17 protein-coding genes and 1 tRNA gene are annotated in these 21,084 nt (G+C 51.8%); 7 read left to right on the top strand and 11 right to left on the bottom strand.

The window, feature by feature from the left end; genetic code table 11:
* Positions 1 to 132 precede the first annotated feature (132 nt).
* Positions 133 to 1,179, top strand: a complete 1,047-nt coding sequence (locus tag BLO43_RS12400; protein ID WP_090907324.1) for a phosphoglycerate mutase — start codon at positions 133 to 135, stop codon at positions 1,177 to 1,179.
* Positions 1,180 to 1,576: 397 nt separating this feature from the next.
* Positions 1,577 to 2,311 carry a LuxR family transcriptional regulator gene (locus BLO43_RS12395; protein WP_090907323.1) on the top strand — a complete coding sequence of 245 codons (735 nt, stop codon included), beginning with the start codon at positions 1,577 to 1,579 and terminating at the stop codon, positions 2,309 to 2,311.
* A 45-nt stretch (positions 2,312 to 2,356) separates the two neighbouring features.
* Here BLO43_RS12395 and xth read toward each other — a convergent pair whose 3' ends face one another.
* Positions 2,357 to 3,151, bottom strand: coding sequence for an exodeoxyribonuclease III (xth, locus tag BLO43_RS12390; RefSeq protein WP_090907322.1), 795 nt, complete (start codon positions 3,149 to 3,151; stop codon positions 2,357 to 2,359).
* 641 nt (positions 3,152 to 3,792) lie between these two features.
* Here xth and folE point away from each other — a divergent pair.
* Complete coding sequence (gene folE, locus BLO43_RS12385; protein ID WP_090907321.1) at positions 3,793 to 4,371, top strand: GTP cyclohydrolase I FolE; 579 nt, start codon at positions 3,793 to 3,795, stop codon at positions 4,369 to 4,371.
* A 244-nt stretch (positions 4,372 to 4,615) separates the two neighbouring features.
* Positions 4,616 to 5,509 carry a hypothetical protein gene (locus BLO43_RS12380; RefSeq protein ID WP_090907320.1) on the top strand — a complete coding sequence of 298 codons (894 nt, stop codon included), beginning with the start codon at positions 4,616 to 4,618 and terminating at the stop codon, positions 5,507 to 5,509.
* 38 nt (positions 5,510 to 5,547) lie between these two features.
* On the opposite strand, the gene recN is transcribed toward BLO43_RS12380, so the two are convergent.
* Positions 5,548 to 7,242, bottom strand: a complete 1,695-nt coding sequence (gene recN, locus BLO43_RS12375) for a DNA repair protein RecN (protein WP_090907319.1) — start codon at positions 7,240 to 7,242, stop codon at positions 5,548 to 5,550.
* 10 nt (positions 7,243 to 7,252) lie between these two features.
* Complete coding sequence (locus BLO43_RS12370; protein WP_090907318.1) at positions 7,253 to 8,137, bottom strand: NAD kinase; 885 nt, start codon at positions 8,135 to 8,137, stop codon at positions 7,253 to 7,255.
* A 440-nt stretch (positions 8,138 to 8,577) separates the two neighbouring features.
* On the opposite strand from BLO43_RS12370, the gene hrcA reads away from it, so the two are divergent.
* The gene (gene hrcA / locus BLO43_RS12365; RefSeq protein WP_090907317.1) at positions 8,578 to 9,597 is read left to right on the top strand and encodes a heat-inducible transcriptional repressor HrcA; all 1,020 of its coding nucleotides are present in this window, start codon (positions 8,578 to 8,580) and stop codon (positions 9,595 to 9,597) included.
* Positions 9,598 to 9,761: 164 nt separating this feature from the next.
* Positions 9,762 to 10,847 (top strand): ferrochelatase, encoded by a 1,086-nt coding sequence (hemH, locus tag BLO43_RS12360; RefSeq protein ID WP_090907386.1) that lies wholly within the window; start codon positions 9,762 to 9,764, stop codon positions 10,845 to 10,847.
* A 38-nt stretch (positions 10,848 to 10,885) separates the two neighbouring features.
* Here hemH and BLO43_RS12355 read toward each other — a convergent pair whose 3' ends face one another.
* The 6 genes from BLO43_RS12355 to queA form a co-directional block, all read right to left on the bottom strand.
* The gene (locus BLO43_RS12355) at positions 10,886 to 11,530 is read right to left on the bottom strand and encodes a DedA family protein (protein WP_090907316.1); all 645 of its coding nucleotides are present in this window, start codon (positions 11,528 to 11,530) and stop codon (positions 10,886 to 10,888) included.
* A gap of 81 nt (positions 11,531 to 11,611) precedes the next feature.
* Positions 11,612 to 12,547 (bottom strand): protein translocase subunit SecF, encoded by a 936-nt coding sequence (gene secF / locus BLO43_RS12350; RefSeq protein ID WP_090907315.1) that lies wholly within the window; start codon positions 12,545 to 12,547, stop codon positions 11,612 to 11,614.
* A gap of 109 nt (positions 12,548 to 12,656) precedes the next feature.
* Positions 12,657 to 14,501 carry a protein translocase subunit SecD gene (secD, locus tag BLO43_RS12345; protein WP_090907385.1) on the bottom strand — a complete coding sequence of 615 codons (1,845 nt, stop codon included), beginning with the start codon at positions 14,499 to 14,501 and terminating at the stop codon, positions 12,657 to 12,659.
* Positions 14,502 to 14,582: 81 nt separating this feature from the next.
* Positions 14,583 to 14,915 carry a preprotein translocase subunit YajC gene (gene yajC, locus BLO43_RS12340; protein WP_074630311.1) on the bottom strand — a complete coding sequence of 111 codons (333 nt, stop codon included), beginning with the start codon at positions 14,913 to 14,915 and terminating at the stop codon, positions 14,583 to 14,585.
* A gap of 102 nt (positions 14,916 to 15,017) precedes the next feature.
* A complete protein-coding gene (tgt, locus tag BLO43_RS12335; protein WP_090907314.1) occupies positions 15,018 to 16,127 on the bottom strand; it encodes a tRNA guanosine(34) transglycosylase Tgt in 1,110 nt (369 codons plus the stop codon).
* 162 nt (positions 16,128 to 16,289) lie between these two features.
* Positions 16,290 to 17,324, bottom strand: a complete 1,035-nt coding sequence (queA, locus tag BLO43_RS12330) for a tRNA preQ1(34) S-adenosylmethionine ribosyltransferase-isomerase QueA (protein WP_090907313.1) — start codon at positions 17,322 to 17,324, stop codon at positions 16,290 to 16,292.
* Positions 17,325 to 17,405: 81 nt separating this feature from the next.
* Here queA and BLO43_RS12325 point away from each other — a divergent pair.
* Positions 17,406 to 17,492, top strand: a tRNA-Leu gene (locus BLO43_RS12325).
* A 1,218-nt stretch (positions 17,493 to 18,710) separates the two neighbouring features.
* Here the strand turns inward: BLO43_RS12325 and BLO43_RS16500 are convergent.
* Together BLO43_RS16500 and atzF are read right to left on the bottom strand one after the other, a co-directional pair.
* Entirely contained in the window at positions 18,711 to 19,049 is a 339-nt protein-coding gene (locus tag BLO43_RS16500) for a hypothetical protein (protein WP_139149276.1), read from the bottom strand.
* 721 nt (positions 19,050 to 19,770) lie between these two features.
* Positions 19,771 to 21,084 (bottom strand): allophanate hydrolase (atzF, locus tag BLO43_RS12310; protein WP_139149275.1); only part of this gene is annotated, 1,314 nt, incomplete at its 5' end.

The raw sequence follows: 21,084 nt of genomic DNA, 5'->3' as shown, positions 1-21,084 counted from the left end.
GCCATTTTCCGAATTGATTTCGCGCACATCGCCACTGTTCTCTCGTCAGGGTTTTCGCGTTAATCCGGCAGCGTCCGTTATCAGAACTTCGCTCCGCTTCCGTACTTCACCGCGTCCAATAGCGGATTCAAGATGATCCAAAATCTACATTTGCTTGTTCCTTCCCTCTTCTGGCCAGATACGTCGCTGCCCGAAATTTACCGCGATTTACCGTTGCCCGGGCTGGAAAATCTGCTGGCAAAGAGTTTGTGCACTGAGGATCAGCCCCAGGAAATCGAGGCCTGGCTTTGCCGCGCTTTCGGCGTGTCAAAACAGCGGGATTGGCCGGTGGCGTCCATTACCCTGGAAGGCGATGGTGCGGGAAGCTTAAAAGCCGGAAGTGATTACTGGATTCGTGCCGATCCCGTGCATCTGCGCATCGAACGTGATCAAATCCTGCTGGCTGACAGCCGCGTGTTTCGTATTTCTACGGAAGAAGCGGATCAACTCACCCGTTTACTTAACCGGCATTTTGAAGAAAATAGTCAGGAGATGGTATTTGTGCCGCTACGGCCTGATCGCTGGTATTTGCGATTAACGGCAATACCACCGGCAGAAACGCATTTGCTCAGCGAGGTCGCTAATAAAGGGCTCGGCGAGCTATTGCCATTCGGCACGAACAATACAGTCTGGCGCGGACTTTTCAACGAAATTCAGATGCTGCTGCATGAGCATCCGCTCAATCAGTCACGCGAGGCGCGCGGCGAACCGGCCATTAACGGCACCTGGTTCTGGGGCGGCGGAATCATGCCGCAATCAATGGCCAGCCCCTATACCCATGTATGGAGCAATGATGTGCTTGCCGCTTCCCTCGCAATGACGTCCGGCGCTACCCAAACAGGGTTGCCGCTGGATGCGGCAACATGGCATCAGTCCGCCATGCCCGGCAATCATCTGGTCGTACTTGACTCCCTGCATGGGAAATCCCAGTATGCGGATGCCTATGGTTGGCGTGAGAGTTTAAAAGAACTGGAGCGCAACTGGTTCGCACCCTTGTGGACAATGTGCAGACAAGGCAAATTCGATCAGTTAACGCTCACAGACACTGGCGGCCGCAATACACAAAATTTTGCCCTGAAACGGGGTGATTCGAGAAAATTCTGGCGTAGAGCGAAGCCACTTTCCAGTTATGTTCAATGAGATTGGTAAGCCGGAAGACGTGAGACTTTCCATAAGCCCCGCTCCCTGCCTCTTACCCGTCTCCTCACTCCATCCTGGCCAGCTACCGAACTTAGGTCAAAAAATTTCCCCATCTTCATAAAAATCTCTTGCCGTCCTGTATAAATCTCGTTCACAGTATATACTTTGGCGTAAATAGCTATTTTGGTCTATTTATTCGGACGAATAGTCATTTTATGGACGCGCTGAATCGGGGTATGATTCACCAACAGATTGTTAAAATTATTGGGTTTCTGTAACAGGACTGTAATTAACATCTTGTATGATGGGAAGTTTTTATAGAATTCCCCGATTGATGGAATGGTTTGATGGGGTTCTCTAGGGGATGTGGGAGAATAAATCATGAAAGGGAAGAATCATGACTGATATAAGCCTGTTCGAATCGTTGCTAAACTGCAGCACAGTGGAAGAATTGCATACCAACACGACGGCCATCATCGGCCAGATGGGATTTGAGCATTTTCTTTACGGCGTACAGGTGAACACTTCGCTCACTCGTCCCTATCGATTCATCCTCAGTTGTTATCCGGAAGCATGGCGTAAGCATTATGATGAGGAGGGCTATGCCAGTATCGATCCGACCGTATCGCACTGCGCCAGAACCGCCATTCCCGTTATCTGGAAGAACGAGGTTTTCAAGGGACGCAAGGAAGCCAGGGTGAGGAGCGAAGCCAAGGATTCCGGTCTGGTGAGCGGCGCCAGCTTCTCTGTCCATGGGGGGCGCGGTGAAGCCGCGATGCTGAGCCTTGCCACCTCACGGGAATCCCGCGAAGCGCAGGATGACATTGTGGCGATGATGGGCAAGGCTCAACTGTTAACCTGTTATCTGCACGAGGCGGTGCAACGTATTGTGCTTAGCCAGGGTCCCCTGCCCCTGAAGCAAATCACTCTGACGGAACGGGAAAGAGAGTGCTTGTTATGGGCGGCGGAGGGCAAAACGGGTTGGGAGATCGCCAACATCGTCAGCATCTCGGAGCGTACAGTGACTTTTCATCTCCAGAACGCGGCGCATAAAATGGGCGTGGTCAACCGTCAGCAGGCAATTTCGCGCGCCCTCTCAATGGGGCTTATTGCACCCTGCACTATTGCATGAAGCCGCATTGGCCGCGAACTACGGCCGGTACAAATAAGGATAGCATTACTGCCCCACCTTAAGCTCCAACGGCTCTGTCCTGAGCTCAACCATTACCGGAGCATGATCGGAAGGTCGCTCAAGCTTGCGCGTTATCTTATCGATGACGCATGCGGTGCATAGTTCCGCAAGCGCATCACTCAACAGAATATGGTCTATTCGCAGGCCCATATTACGGCGAAAGGCCATCATGCGATAGTCCCACCATGTGTAGGATTTCTCCGGCTGGTCGAACAAACGGAAGCTGTCCAGAAGGCCCAGGTTAAGTACTTCGCGAAACGCCTCGCGCTCCGGCAGACTGAACAGAACTTGTCCTTCCCATAATTTTGGGTCATGCACATCGCAGTCTTCCGGCGCGATGTTGAAGTCGCCCAGCAGCACCAGTTTCTGGTGTTTGTTCAACATGTCCCGTAACCAGCCATTGAGGGCGGCCAGCCATTTCAACTTGTATTGATACTTTTCCGACTCGATGCTTTCCCCATTGGGGACATAAATGCAAATGACTCGTATATCCCCGTAAATCGCCGATAGAACGCGTTTCTGAGGGTCATCGAAACCGGGCATGGCTGTGATAACTTCAGTACCCGGTTGCTTACTGAGCAAGGCGACGCCGTTGTATGTTTTTTGACCGGTATAGACTGTCTGATATCCTGCCGCCGCGATAGCTGTTGTTGGAAAATTCTCATCTTGCAGCTTGGTTTCCTGCAGACACAATACATCGGGCTGATTTATCGCCAACCAATCAAGAACCTGGGGAAGGCGAACTTTAAGGGAATTGACATTCCATGTGGCAATTTTCATATTGTCTGTAATTTCTTCGCTGGATCGATACAAATTGCTTACGCTTGACTCGCTCGCTGAGACTACCGCTAGCGGCCATCAGGACTTCACTCAAGATATTAATCTCGGAGGCCATTCTCCCATGGGGTGGATGCTTATTTCAAGGATTCAGGAAATTTGGAGAATTCCTTTTGCGAAGATTTGAAAAGTACCCGCCCATTTATTTTCGACAAAACGTGCTCTAAAGAATAGGTTAGCATCAATAACTTATATCGGATTCTGGAATTTATATACCGGATAATATTATCCAGGCACTGAAGGCAATAAGGAAGAACCCGATCCCATAGTGTCCCCCATGTATCTCTCTCCGCCGGCAAATTCAATGACGCTATTACGTTCGAACCAGGTGAATACGATAGTAAGTACCAATACTGAATAGTTACACATTTATGTTGTGCTATTATGGACATGGATATGTTGCAAAATGCTTCCCTCCTCTCAAGGAGGAGAGGGGCTCCATATCCAGCCGCCGCTGTTAATCACTTGCGTAGCTCTCCCACCTGCACCTGAAACATGCCGATAACCGGTACGGGTGCCGATGCGAGTAAGTGCTCTGTCGATACTTTGGACAATCTTTATATCTGAACAAAGGCATAGTTACAATGACCACTCCACGCGATTCAGAATTTGGCGTAGCCGACTGGCAACGACTGTTGCGCTCGATTGGCGAAGATCCTGAACGCCAGGGCCTGAGTGAAACACCAAATCGGGTTGCCCGCGCCTGGGCGCATTGGATGCGGGGTTATAAGCAAGACCCAGCCACGATTCTCAAGACATTCGCCGATGGGGGTGAATGCTACGATGAACTGATTGTTGTCAGGCAGATACCGGTTTACTCGCATTGTGAGCACCATTTGGCACCCTTCTTCGGCCATGCAACCGTTGGCTATCTTCCGAGCGGGCATATTGTTGGGCTATCGAAATTGACGCGGCTGGTCAACTGCTTTGCCGCACGGCTACAGGTGCAGGAACGCCTGACCCAACAGATTGCGCAGTCCCTGCTTGAGCATCTGCAACCTAAGGCAGTCGGTGTAATAATCCGGTGTCGTCACATGTGCATGGAGTCGCGAGGGATCGCAGTTGCAGGCGAAGAAACGGTCACGTCTTCAATGCTCGGCGATCTAAAGACGAACGCTGCTCAGAGAGCAGAGTTCTTGGCATTGGCAGAAAATAGCAAATAGCCGCTGGCTACCGAAGAACCACTCGTTAAGCCTCTTTACCTGACATCCCTTTGCAATACTAAATAAGTAAGCTTGCTCATATATTTTTGGCTCGTATCCAGCAGAAAGATTGAATGTGCAGAATCGACGCCTGATGCTTTTAATACCATATGCATACTTGTCAAGCATAATCCCTCTAGTTCGTTTTTGCTGTTGAATGAAGTGCGTAAATTAAATTACTAACACCATCGAAAGGCGGAAGTTTATGAAGTTAGGCAAATATCGCTCTATTTTCTCTCCCGCGACAAAGCAGCAAAGAAAAGAAAATTTTGAAAATTACTGGGAATTCACTCAGCATCATGGCGGTGAGCTTTTTGAAGATGATAAAGATCTAGCCAAGAAACGCGCCCGCCTTCAGCACTTTCAAGATAATCCGATAAGATTGCGGCAGCCACTGGCCGATCCCGAAGGCTTTTATCGGAATTATGTTGAAATGCAGGATGACCCCAACTCCCTTGATCGCATGACATTGATGTTGACGGGAATGTACAAATTCGCCAGGCACGAGTGGGTGGGAATAAAAGGCGCATGGGATGCGGTACCCGATATGGCAAATTCGTACCGGGTGGAGGATAAAATCAGCCGTATGCATTTGGCCGAAGAATTCTGTCACGTACGCCTGTTTAACGAAATGCTCGTGACATGTGGCCTGGACAGAGTGGAATGGGTGCCCTTAGGACCAATCAAGGAAAAAATCTACGAGCAATTTCCTAAATTTCCGGGGTTTCTAAAGAACTCGCCCGCTTTTGTAACTGAATTGATGGGTGTCACTTACTATTGCCATCTAAACCGCCTGTTTGACGATATATTGAGCGATGAACCGGAAGTCCGTAGCCGCTTAAAAGAACTTCTGGATGAAATTACCATTGATGAAGTCGCCCATGTGGGGCAGCGAAGGAATTTCGTCGGCCCGCTGGGTATGAAAATTTCAAAAGTGCTGGTCAAACCTTTCTATACGCTGTTTTTCAATGATATTCCTGAGATCAAACAGTTGTTCAATGTAGGCCAGATGATTGAAGATGGCATCGCTTTCGACTTTAATAAGCTGCCTGATCATATGATTGAGCGCAGCTGGATTCCTTCGTACTGCAAAGCCTGAGAGGCGATAACGAATAGGAATCCACGTTTCCCGACCTGCTATATCGCCAACCCGGTATCCCGCCCGCCCCGCAACATTTCAGCCGCGTGTTTGCGCGTAGTTTCGGTGATCTTCTCGCCGCCCAGCATGCGGGCGATCTCTTCGACTCGTTCCTGTTTTTCAAGCACGGTAATGCGGCTCGACACCTTTCCTCCGTTAGCCGGATCAACCAATTTGGTGACTTGCCATTGATGGTCTCCCGCAGATGCAACTTGTGCCAGATGAGTGATGCACATGACTTGACGTTCGGTACCCAATTTTTTCAGCAACCCCCCCACGATCTCTGCCACGCGCCCGCCTATGCCTGCGTCTACTTCATCAAATATGAGTGTGGGTGCCGCACCGAGCTTGCTGGTGATGACCTGTATCGCCAGGCTGATCCGCGATAACTCGCCGCCGGATGCGACTTTTGCCAAAGGCCGCAGTGGCAGCCCCTGATGAGCTGAAACCTGAAACTCGATTTGCTCCATGCCGTGTGCATTACCTTGTTCAAGCGGGGTTAAAGCCACCGAAAACTCCCCCCCCGCCATCGCCAGGGTTTGCATTGCGGCGGTAACCTGCTGCGAAAGCGTTTTGGCCGCTTTTTCTCTTGCCTCACTCAGTTTTTTTGCAAGCCCGAAATATTCATCCCGGGCTGCCGTCTCTTCCCTCGCCAATGTCTCACCGTCGTCCCCCTGATAGAGTTCGTTCAGCCGGTCGGTCGCTGTTCTCCACAGATCCGGCAATTCGGCAGGGGTAACACGATATTTTCTGGCGGTGGCGTGAATCGCCGATAATCGTTCCTCCATTTCCTGCAAACGCTGAGGGTCAAGATCGAGGCGCTGCTGATAACGTTCCAGTTCGTACACACCTTCCTGCAACTGAATCTGCGCCGATTCCAGTAAATCCAGCACAATTTTAAGATCGACGTCGCGATCAAGCAGGTTATGCAGACGCGAAATAACCGAGTTGATTTGCGCGAGAGCGGCCGATTCTCCTTCCGATAGACCTTCCAGCCCCATCTGCGCCGCTTCGAGCAAGCTTGCCGCATGCGACAGACGGCTGTGATCGGCTTGTAGCATTTGCCATTCATCCAGTGAAAAATTCAATGTGGTGATTTCATTGACTTGCCACTCCAGTTGCTCGCGCTCTTGCATGAAAACGGCAGCATTCTGCTCCCAAGCCAGGCGCCGCTGCTGCAAGCCCTGCCAACGGCGATAGGCCTCCACCGTACTTCGATGCAACTCATGACTGCCTGAAAATGCGTCAAGCAAATCACGTTGCGCATCGTTGCGCAACATGGATTGATGCGCATGCTGACCATGGATATCCACCAGCTTCTCTCCCGCTGCGCGTAGTTGCTGCAAGGTAGCGGAATATCCATTGATAAAACCGCGTGATCGCCCGCCAACATCCACCACCCTGCGCATCAGACATATGCCCCCATCATCATCAGTTTCAAATCCATTCTCGCGCAACCAGTCACCCAACTCGGGCAATTTTCTAACGTCGAACTCCGCGCTGATTTCTGCGCGCTCGCAGCCATTTCGCACCTCACCCGGGTCGCCACGTTCTCCCAGAACGAGCGAAAGCGCATCAATCAGAATGGATTTTCCCGCCCCGGTTTCGCCCGTAAGTACCGTAAAACCGGGTACAAACTCGAGCTCCATCCGATCGACAATGACAAAATCCCGAATGGTCAAAAACTTCAGCATGATAAGGGGTTCATACCGGATTTCTCGGTAACCCGCTCCAGCCCAGCTTCTCGCGCAGCATGCGATAGTAGCTATGGTCGGAAGAATGCAATAACGTTGCCTCGTGGGGGGAACGCCGCACCACAACGCTGTCATGCTCCCGCAGATCGAAATGGGAATGGCTGTCGGAGTGGACACGAGCAACTGCGGTGCGATGCATCAGGATTTCCACGATGGCATCAGGCTCCACCACGATAGGGCGATTGCTCAACGTATGTGGACTGACAGGCACCAGCGCGATCAAATCCAGGCTGGGATGAAGAATCGGACCGCCCGCCGACAATGCATAAGCGGTAGAACCGGTAGGGGTGGCCACAATCAGGCCGTCGGAACGCAGCGAGTAGACGTATTCACCATTGATACGCACCTCGAACTCAATCATGTTGCCGCCCACTCCCCGATTCACCGCCACATCGTTTAATGCCAGGGCGCTGAATACGCTGGCGTCATGGCGCATGACCTCAACATATAGCAGCATGCGCCGCTCCATGACATACCGGCCATCCAGCATGGCGCCAAGCGTCTCCACCATGGAATCAATGGAAAGATCCGTAAGGAATCCGAGCCTGCCCTGATTGATACCCACCAATGGCACGTTGAATGGCGCAAGCTTGCGTGCAATATTGAGCATGGTGCCGTCTCCGCCCAGCACGATGGCCAAATCAGCGCGTACGCCGATCTCCTCCATCGTCACGGCAGGATATGCTTTCCCGGCCACATTGGCGGCGGTAAGGCAATCCAGCAAAACTTCCACATCGCGGCTTACCAGATATTGGCCAAGGCGCAACAACGGAGTCGTGATTTCCGGATTCTTGTGCTTGCCGATCAGTGCTATCGTTTTGAACGGGGAACTCATTGATGGATTTAAAATGGGAGACCTGCTATATCGCTGCGAACGACCGGTTGTTCAGTAACTTACGAGTACCTGCCACCAAGGATTTATTCAGAGATTTCCTGATAATTGTTTTCAAGATTAAACCATATCGGGCGTCGGGTGACAAAAGATTCCAGCAATGGTGCGATAAATAGGCACGATATAATTCCTATGGCCCCTATAGCCGATTGAAAGAAAAATTTCTGATGACAACATAAAGCGGCATTGAAGAATAACCTTGTGAATTGCCGCTTCCGACTGAACAGAATTTTTCGTTAATGGTCAAATGAAGTGAATGGCTAATTCCAGGCTGACAGTTGCCTTGGTACATGGAATTGCTGCTACCTTAGGCCTTAAACCTCTTTAAGCCAGATAACGTAATCCCAGAGCCGGAAAACAGAATCCTGGTGTAAAATAATGCCATGCTCAATCAACGCGCAAAAATTCTGCTCAAAACCCTGGTCGAACGATATATCAGCGAAGGCCAGCCGGTAGGCTCACGCTCGCTTTCCAAGTTTTCGGGCCTGGATCTAAGCGCCGCCACCATACGCAACGTGATGGCTGACCTCGAGGAAATGGGCTTCGTGGCCAGCCCCCATACTTCGGCTGGACGTGTACCGACCCATCGAGGCTACCGTTTTTTTATCGATACGCTACTCGTAGTCAAGCCCCTCGATGTTATCGAAATCCATCAGCTTGAAGATCAATTGACCCCGAACCACCCTTCACGATTGATCAATTCCGCTTCGCAGTTGCTGTCGGAATTGACACGTTTTGCCGGCGTGGTGGTAACTCCCAAGCGTAGCAGCGCGGTATTCCGCTATATCGAATTCATGGCCTTATCGGAGAAGCGCATTCTGCTGATTATCGTCACGCCGGAAGGCGATGTTCAGAATCGCGTGCTTTTCACCGACAGACCCTACAGCCAGACGGAGCTAATTGAGGCGGCCAATTTCATTAATCAGAATTATGCCGGTTGCACTTTTGATGAAATCCGCGTCCGCCTTCAAAGCGAATTGAAGCAATTGCGCCACGACATGACCAATCTCATGACCGCGGCCATTGAACTGGGGAGTGAGGCAATCCAGGCAAATAGCGAAGCAGTGGTCGTCGCGGGCGAACGCAAGCTGCTTGATGTACATGATTTAGCCAGCAACATGACCAGCCTGAAGAAGCTGTTTGATCTGTTCGAACGTAAAACCGTATTATTGCAGTTGCTGGAATTCAGCCGCAAGGCGGAAGGTGTACAGATCTTCATTGGCGACGAGTCGGGTGTGTTGACGCTGGATGAATTCAGCGTAGTTACCGCACCTTACGAGGTAGACGGAAAAGTCGTGGGGACCGTGGGGGTGGTTGGTCCCACGCGCATGGCTTACGAACGTATCATTCCGATTGTGGATGCAACCGCCAGACTGCTCTCCAGTGCATTGTCGCAACATTAGTTATCCCCCATTCCGTCTTGAATCAGCGATCGGCATCCAGCTCCTGAACTCGCTATCCAACTCTATTTCTCATGAGAAACGCGAACAAGGCGACGAGGACAGTACCGTAGAGTCGGAAATCCAGTCAATCCGTTATCGCTTCTAATGAAGATTGAAATAACTTGATTTCCCCCGAACCTGCTTACGAGCACGGCACCCAAAGCCTGACGGGCATTCTGCTGGTCAATCTTGGCACGCCCGATGCTCCTACCGCTCAGGCACTACGGCCTTATCTCAAACAATTTCTGAGCAATCCGCGGGTCATTGAAATATCACCATGGGCATGGTGGCCGATTCTGAACGGCGTCATACTCAACACTCGGCCCAAGAAATCGGCGGAAAAGTATGCACAGGTGTGGATGCCGGAAGGCTCACCGTTGAAAGTCCACACCGAGCGCCAGACTCGATTGCTGCGTAACGCCCTGGCGGATCACGCTCATCCCGTGCCGATGGTTGAATATGCGATGAGCATTGGAAATCCTTCCATCGCGGAAGTGCTGGGGCGGATGAAGCAACATGGCTGTGAACGCATCCTGGTACTGCCGCTCTACCCCCAGTATGCCTCCAGTAGCACCGCCTCAGCCTTCGACGAAGTCTTCGCGCAGCTGGGAAAGATGCGCAACACGCCTGCCATACGCACCGTAAAGCATTACCACGACCATCCGGGCTATATCGCCGCACTGGCGCGAAATGTGCAAGATTACTGGATGCAAGCCGGCAAACCCGACAAGCTGGTGATAAGTTTTCACGGCGTGCCGCGCTTCACCCTGGACAAAGGCGATCCCTACCACTGCGAATGCCAGAAAACGGGGCGATTGCTGGCTGAGGCGCTTGAACTCAAAACGGACGAGTACCAGATTTGTTTCCAGTCACGATTTGGACGAACGGAATGGCTAAGACCCTATACGGCGGTAACATTGGAACAACTCGGCAAACAAAATATACGGCGCGTGGACGTCGTCTGCCCCGGCTTCGTTTCCGACTGCCTTGAAACCCTGGAAGAAATCGCCATGGAAGGCAAGGCCATTTTCATTCAGGCTGGCGGTCACGAGTTTCATTACATTCCCTGCCTCAATGAGCGTGACGACTGGATACAGGCCCTGGCCGACATCGCACTTGCTAATTTGCACGGATGGCTGAATCTGGAGCATTCAGGAGAGCAATTGGCCCAATCACGGCAGTGGGCACTGGAGAGGGGAGCTACGAAATAAGAGTTAACAGGCCCTAGTGCGAGCACTTGCTAGACTTTCTAGCCGCGATTGCCGAACCGGCTGCGTATAAATTGAATAATGCCCGGCAAAATCGAAATAATAATGATCCCAAAAATGAAAAAGGTCAGGTTATTTTTCACTATCGGTACGTTGCCGAAGAAAAAGCCGCCAAACACAAAGAAACTGATCCAGAAAACACTGCCGAATGCGCTGTATGCCATAAAATGCGTATAAACCATACGTCCAACACCGGCAACGAAAGGCGCAAAGGTACGCACAATGGGCAGAAAGCGTGCGAAGATAATGGTCTTGCCGCCATGCTTTTCATAGAATCGTTGAGTTTTCTCCAGATGGGCGCGATTTAATAATCGTGAATCCGCGCGGCTGAATATTTTGGGGCCGAAATAGCGTCCGATCCAGTAATTCGTATTGTCGCCGCAAAATGCGGCCAGCATCAGCAGCGCCGCCAGCCATTGAACGTCCATGGCCCCACTTGCGGCAATTGCACCCGCCACGAACAGCAGTGAATCCCCCGGCAGGAACGGCGTCACCACCAACCCCGTCTCACAAAAGATTATCAGGAACAGAATAAGATAAATCCAGTTGCCGTAATTCTGAACCAGCCAAATGAGATGCTTATCCAGATGCAGGATGATATCGATGAAAGTGGTGAGCAGTTCCAAAACGAGCCTTGGACAAAACTGAGACTAAACTGAGACTAAACTGAGAGCAACGTAGGACGAGGCTGAAGGATCAAGACTACATCAAGGTACCGCTTCTGCCTCTTCCTTCTTTTTTTCAGGCTTGACGATGTCCTCACGCGAAACACCCAGCAACATAAGGAGCGGGCTTGCCACCAGCACCGAGGAATAAATGCCAAACAGGATGCCGATAGTAAGCGCCAAGGCAAAGTAATGCAGCGCCTCGCCGCCGAACAGCAGCATGGAGACCACAACCATCTGGGTACTGCCATGGGTGATGATGGTGCGCGACATGGTGCGGGTAATCGCATTATCGATGACTTGCGCCACAGGGGCCTTGCGCATCTTACGGAAGTTTTCTCGTATCCGGTCGAATATCACCACCGATTCATTTACCGAATAGCCAAGAATCGCCAATATAGCCGCCAGCACGGTGAGCGAGAATTCCCACTGAAAAAAAGCGAAGAAACCGAGAATGATCACGACGTCATGAAGATTGGCGATAATTCCCGACACACCGAATTTCCACTCGAAACGTACCGCCAGATAAGCCACGATGCCAAGTGACACGATCAATAACGCCAATGCACCGTTCTCGACCAATTCTTTGCCCACCTGCGGGCCGACAAACTCTACGCGGCGTATCTCCGCAGTTGCGTCATCCTGACGCAGGGCGGCAATCACTGTTTCGGACAACTTGGCGCTGGACATATCCGGCTTGGCTGGCAGTCTTATCAATACATCCCGGGATGTACCGAAATTCTGCACGCTGACATCCGGCATTCCAAGTTTTACGAGTATATTCCGTACCTTGTTGATGTCCGCCGATTGCGTATAGCCGACTTCCATTACCGTGCCGCCGGTAAAATCCACACCCAGATTCAATCCTTTGGTAAAGAGAAAAAATACCGACACAACAAAAGTCAGTAACGAAATGGTGGTGGTATATTTCCCCCAGCTCATGAAGGGGATATCGCGCTTGATTCTGAAAAATTCCATCCGGCCCTGTCTCCTGCTTTGTTTTCTGCCTGTTTTACACTTATTTTTTACTTATTCTTCACTTATTTTTTTCCGTCCGGCAGGCTGCTCAGGCCTACTCATTCTTGCATCAGCGCTTGTCACTCACCGGCTTCCAAACCTGTCCAATGGAAACCCCGTCCAGTTTGCGGCGGCTGCCATATGTCAAATTGACCAGACCGCGTGAAACCATCACGGCACTGAATACTGAAGTCAAAATACCCAAACACAACACCACGGCAAATCCCTTGATAGGACCGCTACCGAATGCAAATAAAGCGATGCCAGCAATCAGGGTAGTAATGTTGGAGTCAAGTATGGTGCCAAATGCCCTTTCATATCCCGCATTAATCGCGGCTTGCGGCGATAACCCATTACGGAGCTCGTCGCGAACACGTTCATTGATCAACACATTCGCATCGATTGCCATGCCTATGGTAAGTGCAATCGCCGCCATACCCGGAAGTGTCAGCGTCGCCTGCAAAATCGATAGAAGGCCTATCAAAAGCAGCAGATTCACACCCAGCGCCACCACGGAAATGACACCAAACATCAGATAGTAGGCCATCATGAAAATGGCGATCCCCAAAAAGCCATACAACGTGGAATTAAATCCGCGTGCGATGTTGTCTGCGCCAAGGCTGGGCCCTACCGTGCGCTCCTCAATGATATCCATCGGCGCGGCCAGCGCCCCGGCACGTAATAGCAGGGCCACATCCCTCGCTTCCTCGGTACTCATGCGTCCGGTGATCTGTACCCTTCCGCCCCCGATTTCCTCGCGGATCACCGGCGCCGTCACGACTTCTGCCTGATTCTTCTCGATCAGCAAAATAGCCATGCGCTTGCCGACATTATCGCGCGTCAATTGTCTGAAAATTCGTGCGCCATTATTGTCGAGGTTAAGGTGAACCGCGGGCTGATTGTTACTATCGAAACCGGCCTGCGCGTCATTGATACGATCGCCCGTCAACACCACTTGCTTTTTGACCAGCAACGGACCGCCGCCGCGCTCGTTATAAAGCTCGGTTCCGAACGGAACCTGCCCGCGCAGTGCTGCGGCCAGATCACGCTCCTCGTCCACCATGCGCACTTCCAGTGTGGCGGTGCGTCCCAGAATATCCTTGGCTTTGGCGGTGTCCTGTACGCCGGGCAATTGCACGACCACGCGGTCAGCGCCGGCCTGTTGAATAATAGGTTCGGCCACACCAAGTTCATTGACACGGTTACGCAGCGTGGTGATGTTCTGCTGCACGGCGGTATCCTGGATAAGTTTCTGTGCTTCCGGCTTGAGGCTAGCGGTGAGATGAAACTCGTCCCCCACACTGCGCTCGCGCAAGCTTAGATCAGGGTATGCCTTCTTGATTTCGGTCTCAGCCTTGGCGCGAGACTCAGGATCACGGAATTTGACAGTGATCATTGAGCTATCCTTATCAAGCCCGATATACTGGATTTTTTGCTCGCGCAAGCTGCTGCGTATATCGGCGCTGAAGCGGTCGAGCGCTTTGGAGAGCGCCCCGTGCATATCCACTTGTAACATGAAATGAACGCCGCCACGCAGATCGAGCCCCAGATACATGGGCAATGCGCCGATGCTGGTCAGCCATTGAGGAGAATTGGGAAGAAGATTCAGCGCTACCATATAACCGTTACCCAGCACCGACTGAAGCATGTCCTTGGCCTTGATTTGCGTATCGGTGTCAGTGAAGCGCACCTTGACGCCCCCTGTCTCAAGGAACATTCCGGTAGTGGCAAGATTAGCCTTCTTTAACGCGTCCTCAACCCGTTGCAGCAGCGCGGTATCGGCTTTGGCGGCGGTACGTAATGGGGAAATCTGTACTGCGGGCGACTCACCATAAAAATTCGGCAGGGTATAGAGCAGTCCGAGCAGTATCGAAACCGCGATAATCAGGTATTTCCAGGCAGGGTAGCGGTTCATGGTTTTGGGATGGATACTAAGGAAAAGAAGGTACAAAAAGGACGATGCCGCACCCTCATGTCTTGCCTTACCGGAATCTGGTTATTCCTTCTCGATACTGTTCAACGTCCCCTTGGGGAGCAGGGTCTGAATGGCGGTCTTTTGAATGACGATCTGCACATTTTCAGCAATCTGGAGAATTACGTAATTACCGCTGACTTTGCTCACACGCCCTAGCTGACCACCTGTGGTCGCCACCTCATCGCCCTTTTGCAGCGCCTCTATCATCAGCTTCTGTTCCTTGGCGCGCTTCGCCTGAGGACGAATCAGCAGAAGGTAAAATACGGCGAATATGCCGATCAACGGAAGCAGGCTCATAAAATCAGCACCGGTTGGGGCAGCAGCGGCCTGGGCGAAAGCTTCACTAATCAGCATGACATTCTCCGATGATAGTTAAAACCCAGATAATCCTATTAGGCGGCCCTCTCCAAGCCTATTCGAGTTCTAATAGATTATCTGGGCGGAAAAAACGCGATTTTAGCATGATGCGGCGCGGGCTTGAAATTCTTGCGCATATTCTTCGAACTTGCCCCTCTCGATTGCAGTACGGATTTCACTCATCAACTGCTGGTAATAATAAAGATTGTGCAGCGTGTTGAGACGGGCGCCGAGGATTTCGTTGATCCGTTGCAGATGATGCAGATAAGCGCGGGTGAAATGACGGCAGGTATAGCACCCGCATTCCGCATCCGGCGGCGCTGTGTCCAGGCGGTATTGACTGTTGCGCAGCTTGACTATCCCGTTGCGCGTAAATAGCCAGCCATTGCGCGCATTGCGCGTAGGGAGCACGCAGTCGAACATATCCACACCCTGCGCTACGGCGTTGATGATATCCGCCGGCGTTCCGACACCCATCAGGTAACGCGGCCGCTCCGCAGGTAATTGCGGCGCGACATGGCTGAGGATGCGCTGCATGTCATCCTTGGGTTCGCCCACCGACAGCCCGCCGATGGCATAGCCGTCAAAACCGATATCCCGCAATCCCGCAAGCGATTTGTCGCGCAGATTCTCGTACATCCCACCCTGGACGATGCCAAATAATGCATTGGGATTGCCGCCATCGTTTTCATGCGCGCGTTTTGAGCGTTCCGCCCAGCGCAAACTCAACTCCATGGATTCATCCGCTGTACGCTCATCCGCCGGATAAGGGGTGCATTCGTCGAATATCATTACGATGTCCGAATTGAGTATGCGCTGGATGCGCATCGATTCTTCCGGCGTAAGAAAACATGCGTCGCCATTCACCGGCGAGCGAAACTTGACTCCCTGTTCGGTAATCTTGTTCATAACCCCCAGGCTGAATACCTGGAAACCACCGGAATCCGTCAGTATGGGCCCGTCCCAGCCCATGAAGCCGTGGAGCCCGCCGTGGGCCTTGATCACCTCAAGGCCGGGACGCAGCCACAAATGGAAGGTGTTGCCAAGCACGATATGCGCGTTAACTTCCCGCAACTCCGCAGGCGACATCGTTTTTACCGCGCCATAGGTCCCCACCGGCATGAACGCGGGCGTTTCCACCACGCCGTGTGTCAGCGTCAGAGTCGCGCGACGCGCTAAGCCCTCGCTGCGGTGCAGTTGAAATTTCATGTTAGATCAAGCAATTGAATAATTTATTCTTATAATTGATATCGGGGAAGTACGTAGCGGGAGCTATTTTACCTGGCGAGATCAACAGCGGCGTACTTTACACGTCGCTGAACACTGGTTCACGCACTGTCCATCCGATGGATCATACAAGAGGATTCAGGTCTATGATTCCCTTTCAATCAGCATGGCATCACCGTAGCTGAAAAAGCGATAGCGCTCATTTATCGCGTGTTGATAAGCGCGGCGGATATTCTCCGCTCCGCCAAACGCGGATACAAGCATCAGCAAGGTTGAGCGGGGTAAATGAAAATTGGTCAGCAAACGCTCCACTACCTGCAAACGATAACCTGGTGTGATAAAAATATCAGTATCGCCATGACCCGATTGCAGTTCGCCCCTACCCACCACGGCCGCAGCTTCAAGCGCTCGCAGCGATGTCGTCCCAACCGCCAGTACTCGGCCGCCACTGGCTTTCGCGCGCTGGATTGATTCGACCGTTTCTTGCGACACATGAAAAATTTCCCTGTGCATTTTGTGATCGGCAATGTCTTCCACCCGGACAGGCTGGAATGTGCCCAACCCGACATGCAGCGTCACATGCGCAATCACCACACCCATTTCGCCTAATGTGCTCAGCATGCTTTCATCGAAATGCAGACCCGCCGTGGGTGCCGCCACGGCACCCGCCTGTTTCGCGTAGACTGTCTGGTAGCGCGCTTCATCCGTTTCTGTCACCGTGCGCGCGATGTATGGCGGCAGTGGCAGACTGCCGTAGCGCTCCAATAACTCGATCACGGTCCATTGGTGATCGAAGCGCAAGGTATAAAGGTCCTGCTCGCGCGCCAATACCGTTACCTCGATTGCATCCGCAAGGAAGAGTTTCGAGCCGGGTTTCGGCGCGTGACTGGCACGAATGACCGCCCGTACGCACTGTACGTCCAGCACCCGCTCCACCATCACCTCCACCCTGCCGCCGCTGCCCTTCACCCCAAACAAGCGCGCCTTGATGACGCGGGTGTCATTGAACACCATCACGTCGCCAGCCCGAACATATCGGGGCAAATCGGCAAACATCGCATCCCGCAGCACACCGCTCGACCCTTCCAGATATAGCATGCGGCTGCTGGCGCGCTCCTCGGCCGGGAACTGCGTAATAAGCTCGGAGGGGAGATTAAAATCGAAATCCTGAACTTTCATCGCGCGTATTATACCGATGTGTCCTGCTCAGGTTGCCGCGACCTGTATTTTCAGTAATAATGCCCCTCCTGAGAAGGCATTGCCGGGATGGCGGAATTGGTAGACGCACGGGACTCAAAATCCCGCGACTGTGAGGTCATGGGGGTTCGATTCCCCCTCCCGGCACCAAAACAGGGCGGTTTGGGCTGACCGGGAGCGATAGGAATCGCCCTTGAATAAGAACGATACTCTATAAAGCAAAAAGCCCCGCAATCCTGGCACGTTCTGGACTCCAATTGTCCAGTCTGGCACAGGCGCGAAGCTCTAAGGAAGAGAATATACCGCAATAGTTTAGTCCAGTACAGTATGCAATCAATCTGCAAAAAAATCCTCCCTACGCACGAAAGAGATAGCAACTGAGAACCTTTCCAGTCGAGGGATTTTAAGTCCCTTATATTTAATAAGTTACAGCACACTACAATAAACTAACGCAGTTCAATCAATGAATTAATCCGCTGCGTTTATTGTGGCCTATTGTCTTTTTTGCTGGTTATTTATCTGCAAGTGCCCACCAGTGTCCCATGCAAATCATCGAAAGCAGGGACAGGGCGACAATCAGAACGATTGCCTGCAAGGGTACGTAGAAGAAGTGCAAAAAATCCTGAACGACGACGAGGCCAGTCTTTTGCTCCGCCCAACTAGCTCGCGAGATTACTAGTTGCTACCGATCAGGGCTATCCCCGGGATCAGGAGCAGGAATGTTGAGATTTGTCCTAATCCCCAGGAAAACATAACTTTAATGACGCCAAGCATGAGGGTCACGACATCCATTGTCGGCGCTCGGGCGCAACTGGCTCTCCCAGAAAAAACCGCCCTAGGAACTATCTTGGAGCGGATTGGTATCAGGCTGATATGTAAAACGTTAGGGTGCTTTAAATTCCGAATTCCGAGGCGACCCCATTTGGCGCAATTCGTACCCTTCGATCACATTGACATTATCCCGGTCATTGTCTACTTTATAAGTGGAGTTGAAGTTTTCTATTAATAACCGGGCCAGTGGTGGTTAATAGAATAATAAGAATCATAGGATCACATGATAGCTGTCTCTATATTAATAAATATCCGAATTCATGGGTCTTTGATTAGCCGTTAGGCCCCTTGGCCGTGCTCCTAACAACGCGCAACAGATGAGGCTACAAAGGAGGAGTGCTCATGTTTACCACCCATTCAGTTTCTTTCTTGGTCATCACAAAAGCTTATTGGCCTGCTGAAAGAATCCTGGTCATCAAATTTGTAAGTGCCAATAACAAGGTGATTTTGTAGCTAAGAATAGCTCATCATCCGCTCTTTCAAGAATCGGACTCTACTATGTCATGAAGCTAATGAAAGGGCCAGGTCAGGTTACCATTACTTATCACGATAAAGACGCCCTGTTTGACGCCCTATCTCATATATATTCCCCTTCCTAGAAGCAAAATATTCCCAGTGTGCTGGTAGTAAACCCGGGGGGATCGGATTTGCTGCATTGGGATTATGCACGACTGCCAGTACATGGCTATTTCCAATTACATAGGTTCCGTCCATATCGGCTGCCCAAATCGCGCTAATCTGATGGAAAGCCGGATCTAGAAATGTTAAAGCCGGAACGGAAGAGCCATTGTGATTTTGAATGGTGGGACGGTATTGATGCCCCTTGTCGATAATCTCTAAGGTATGGGAATCGATTTTTACTTCATAAGGTCCCACTGGAAAAACAGCTTCGACCGGACAAGGGAATTGACTGATACCAAATACGGATCCAAAAACGTCGCCTCTGAGTAATCGGCCATTAACCGCGATTACATAGGGATCGGAATAGGCGACTAGCCGGGCCCTGATGTGAGTGCAGAATGTCTAAACAGACTTCTAGAAGTTCATGGGTAAATAATGCTTCAGAAAGCCGTTGGTAGTGGCGAAAATCATCCTCGCAAAGTAGATTGCTTTCAAAGGTCGGATACGCGAAGCCTAGTTCCGGATGTCTACTGCAAATTCGGGCCCCGGCACCGTGATGCTGCTGTACTGGGGATCTTGCTCGCGGAATGGATTGGTTTGCATGAACACCTGTGTCGCTTCGCAGGTTGCAATCTCCCGGCGCAGCTTTCCGCAGCAGTGTTCATGTAGCGGGCCACGGATCCGGCCAATTACGCAAAGGCATGTACCGGTTGTCCAAAGGAGCGGGATTATCCCCATCCGGTGCTGGCGGACTAGGACCTCGCCTTTCCCCAAAAAGAGTTAACTGCACTCCGCCTGAAAAGCCTTACCTTCGCAGCGTTGTTATTGTCTTGAGCGAACAAGAGTAAGAGGACACCTTGTCAAGAGATCTACTCCTTTCAGCGAAGACTGGCCAAGATATCGATCGGACTACTGAACGCGCCTGTAAAAGGACTCGGCAATCCTAGAACCCTCTAACCCAGAGGAGGTTGGCGAGCTACGAATTTGCCGGCTGTTTCAGATAAGAGCGCCAGCCACCAAACCTACTGATATCCACCGCGTTTACCACCGCATAGTGTTCGCACAGAAAACCTTGCACGAGTTCGCCATCGGCCAGGGAAACGGTACCAATGCCAAGTGGTGGCGGAATATCCGCCACGAAACTGCCGAACTCATGCATAGGTAGCTCCCACACTTCAACCTCGATGGCAGCTCCCCGCCCCTTCCCATCGACGCGCACCAGTCCCGGACGATGCGGCGGATCACCCGGAAGAGCATAAAATTTGTAATCTTCCGAAGTCGTTGTATTTCTGATGAAATGACCCTTACGGCGAGTCAATTGATCATTCAGGGGCAGGCCGGACAGGTGTGCACCACATACGGCGACGCGTACCTGTCCGGATTGCGCAGCGCGCTTTTGTGCTGGTGGCGCGCTTGACTCCTCCTCACTGGCTGGCAAGGGCAGAGGAATACCGGTGGCTCCCAAGGACAGACCATGAGCTTGCTGCAGATGCTCGGCTAGACGCAATAGTGACTCATCCTGATGGGCCGTTGCCACTAGGGTAATGCCGAAGGGCATCCCATCCTTCTGGAACCCGGCTGGAACGGCGACAGCACAATAGTCTAGTAGATTCATGAAATTGGTGTAGTACCCAAGATGCGCATTGAGTTGGATCGGGTTTCGCTGCATCGCCTCAATGGTGTAAAGGGTGCCTGCCGTGGGCGTCAACAGGCAATCCACTTTTGTCCAGACTTGGTCAGCCTGGTGTTTCAGACGACGCAGATTATAGACGCCATTGAAAACATCAGCCGCTCCGTAACCTTGCGCACACGTGATGATCTCCCGCACCGGCGACATTATCTGATCGCTGTGCTGCTCAAAGAATGGCTGAATGGCAGCGTAGCGTTCCGCTACCCAGGGACCTTCGTAGAGCATCCGTGCCGCTTCTAGGAAAGGGGCGAAATCTATTTCTACTATTTCTCCACCCAGAGATTGCAGCTTTGCTACCGCTGCGTCGAACAAGCTGCCGCCCTCGGAATTGCCGAAAAATAGCAACTGATCTTTGCGCGGGATACCAAAATAGAAGCGCTGCGCGTCGATATCGTAGGCTGTCCCCTCTCTTTTACGGGAATAGATGTCTTCAGGATCGTAGCCGGCAGTCAGTGCCAGGACGCGCTTGGCGTCCTCGGCGGTAAAAGCAAAGATGGAGACACAGTCCAGTGAGCGGCAGACTGGCACCACCCCGCGTGTCGAGAGCCAGCCTTTAGTGGGCTTGTATCCGACAATGTTATTGAATGCGGCAGGCACTCG

It is taken from the genome of Nitrosospira sp. Nsp13, assembly GCF_900101945.1.
Classification (GTDB): domain Bacteria; phylum Pseudomonadota; class Gammaproteobacteria; order Burkholderiales; family Nitrosomonadaceae; genus Nitrosospira; species Nitrosospira multiformis_D.
This window is presented reverse-complemented; position numbering and strand designations above follow the sequence as displayed.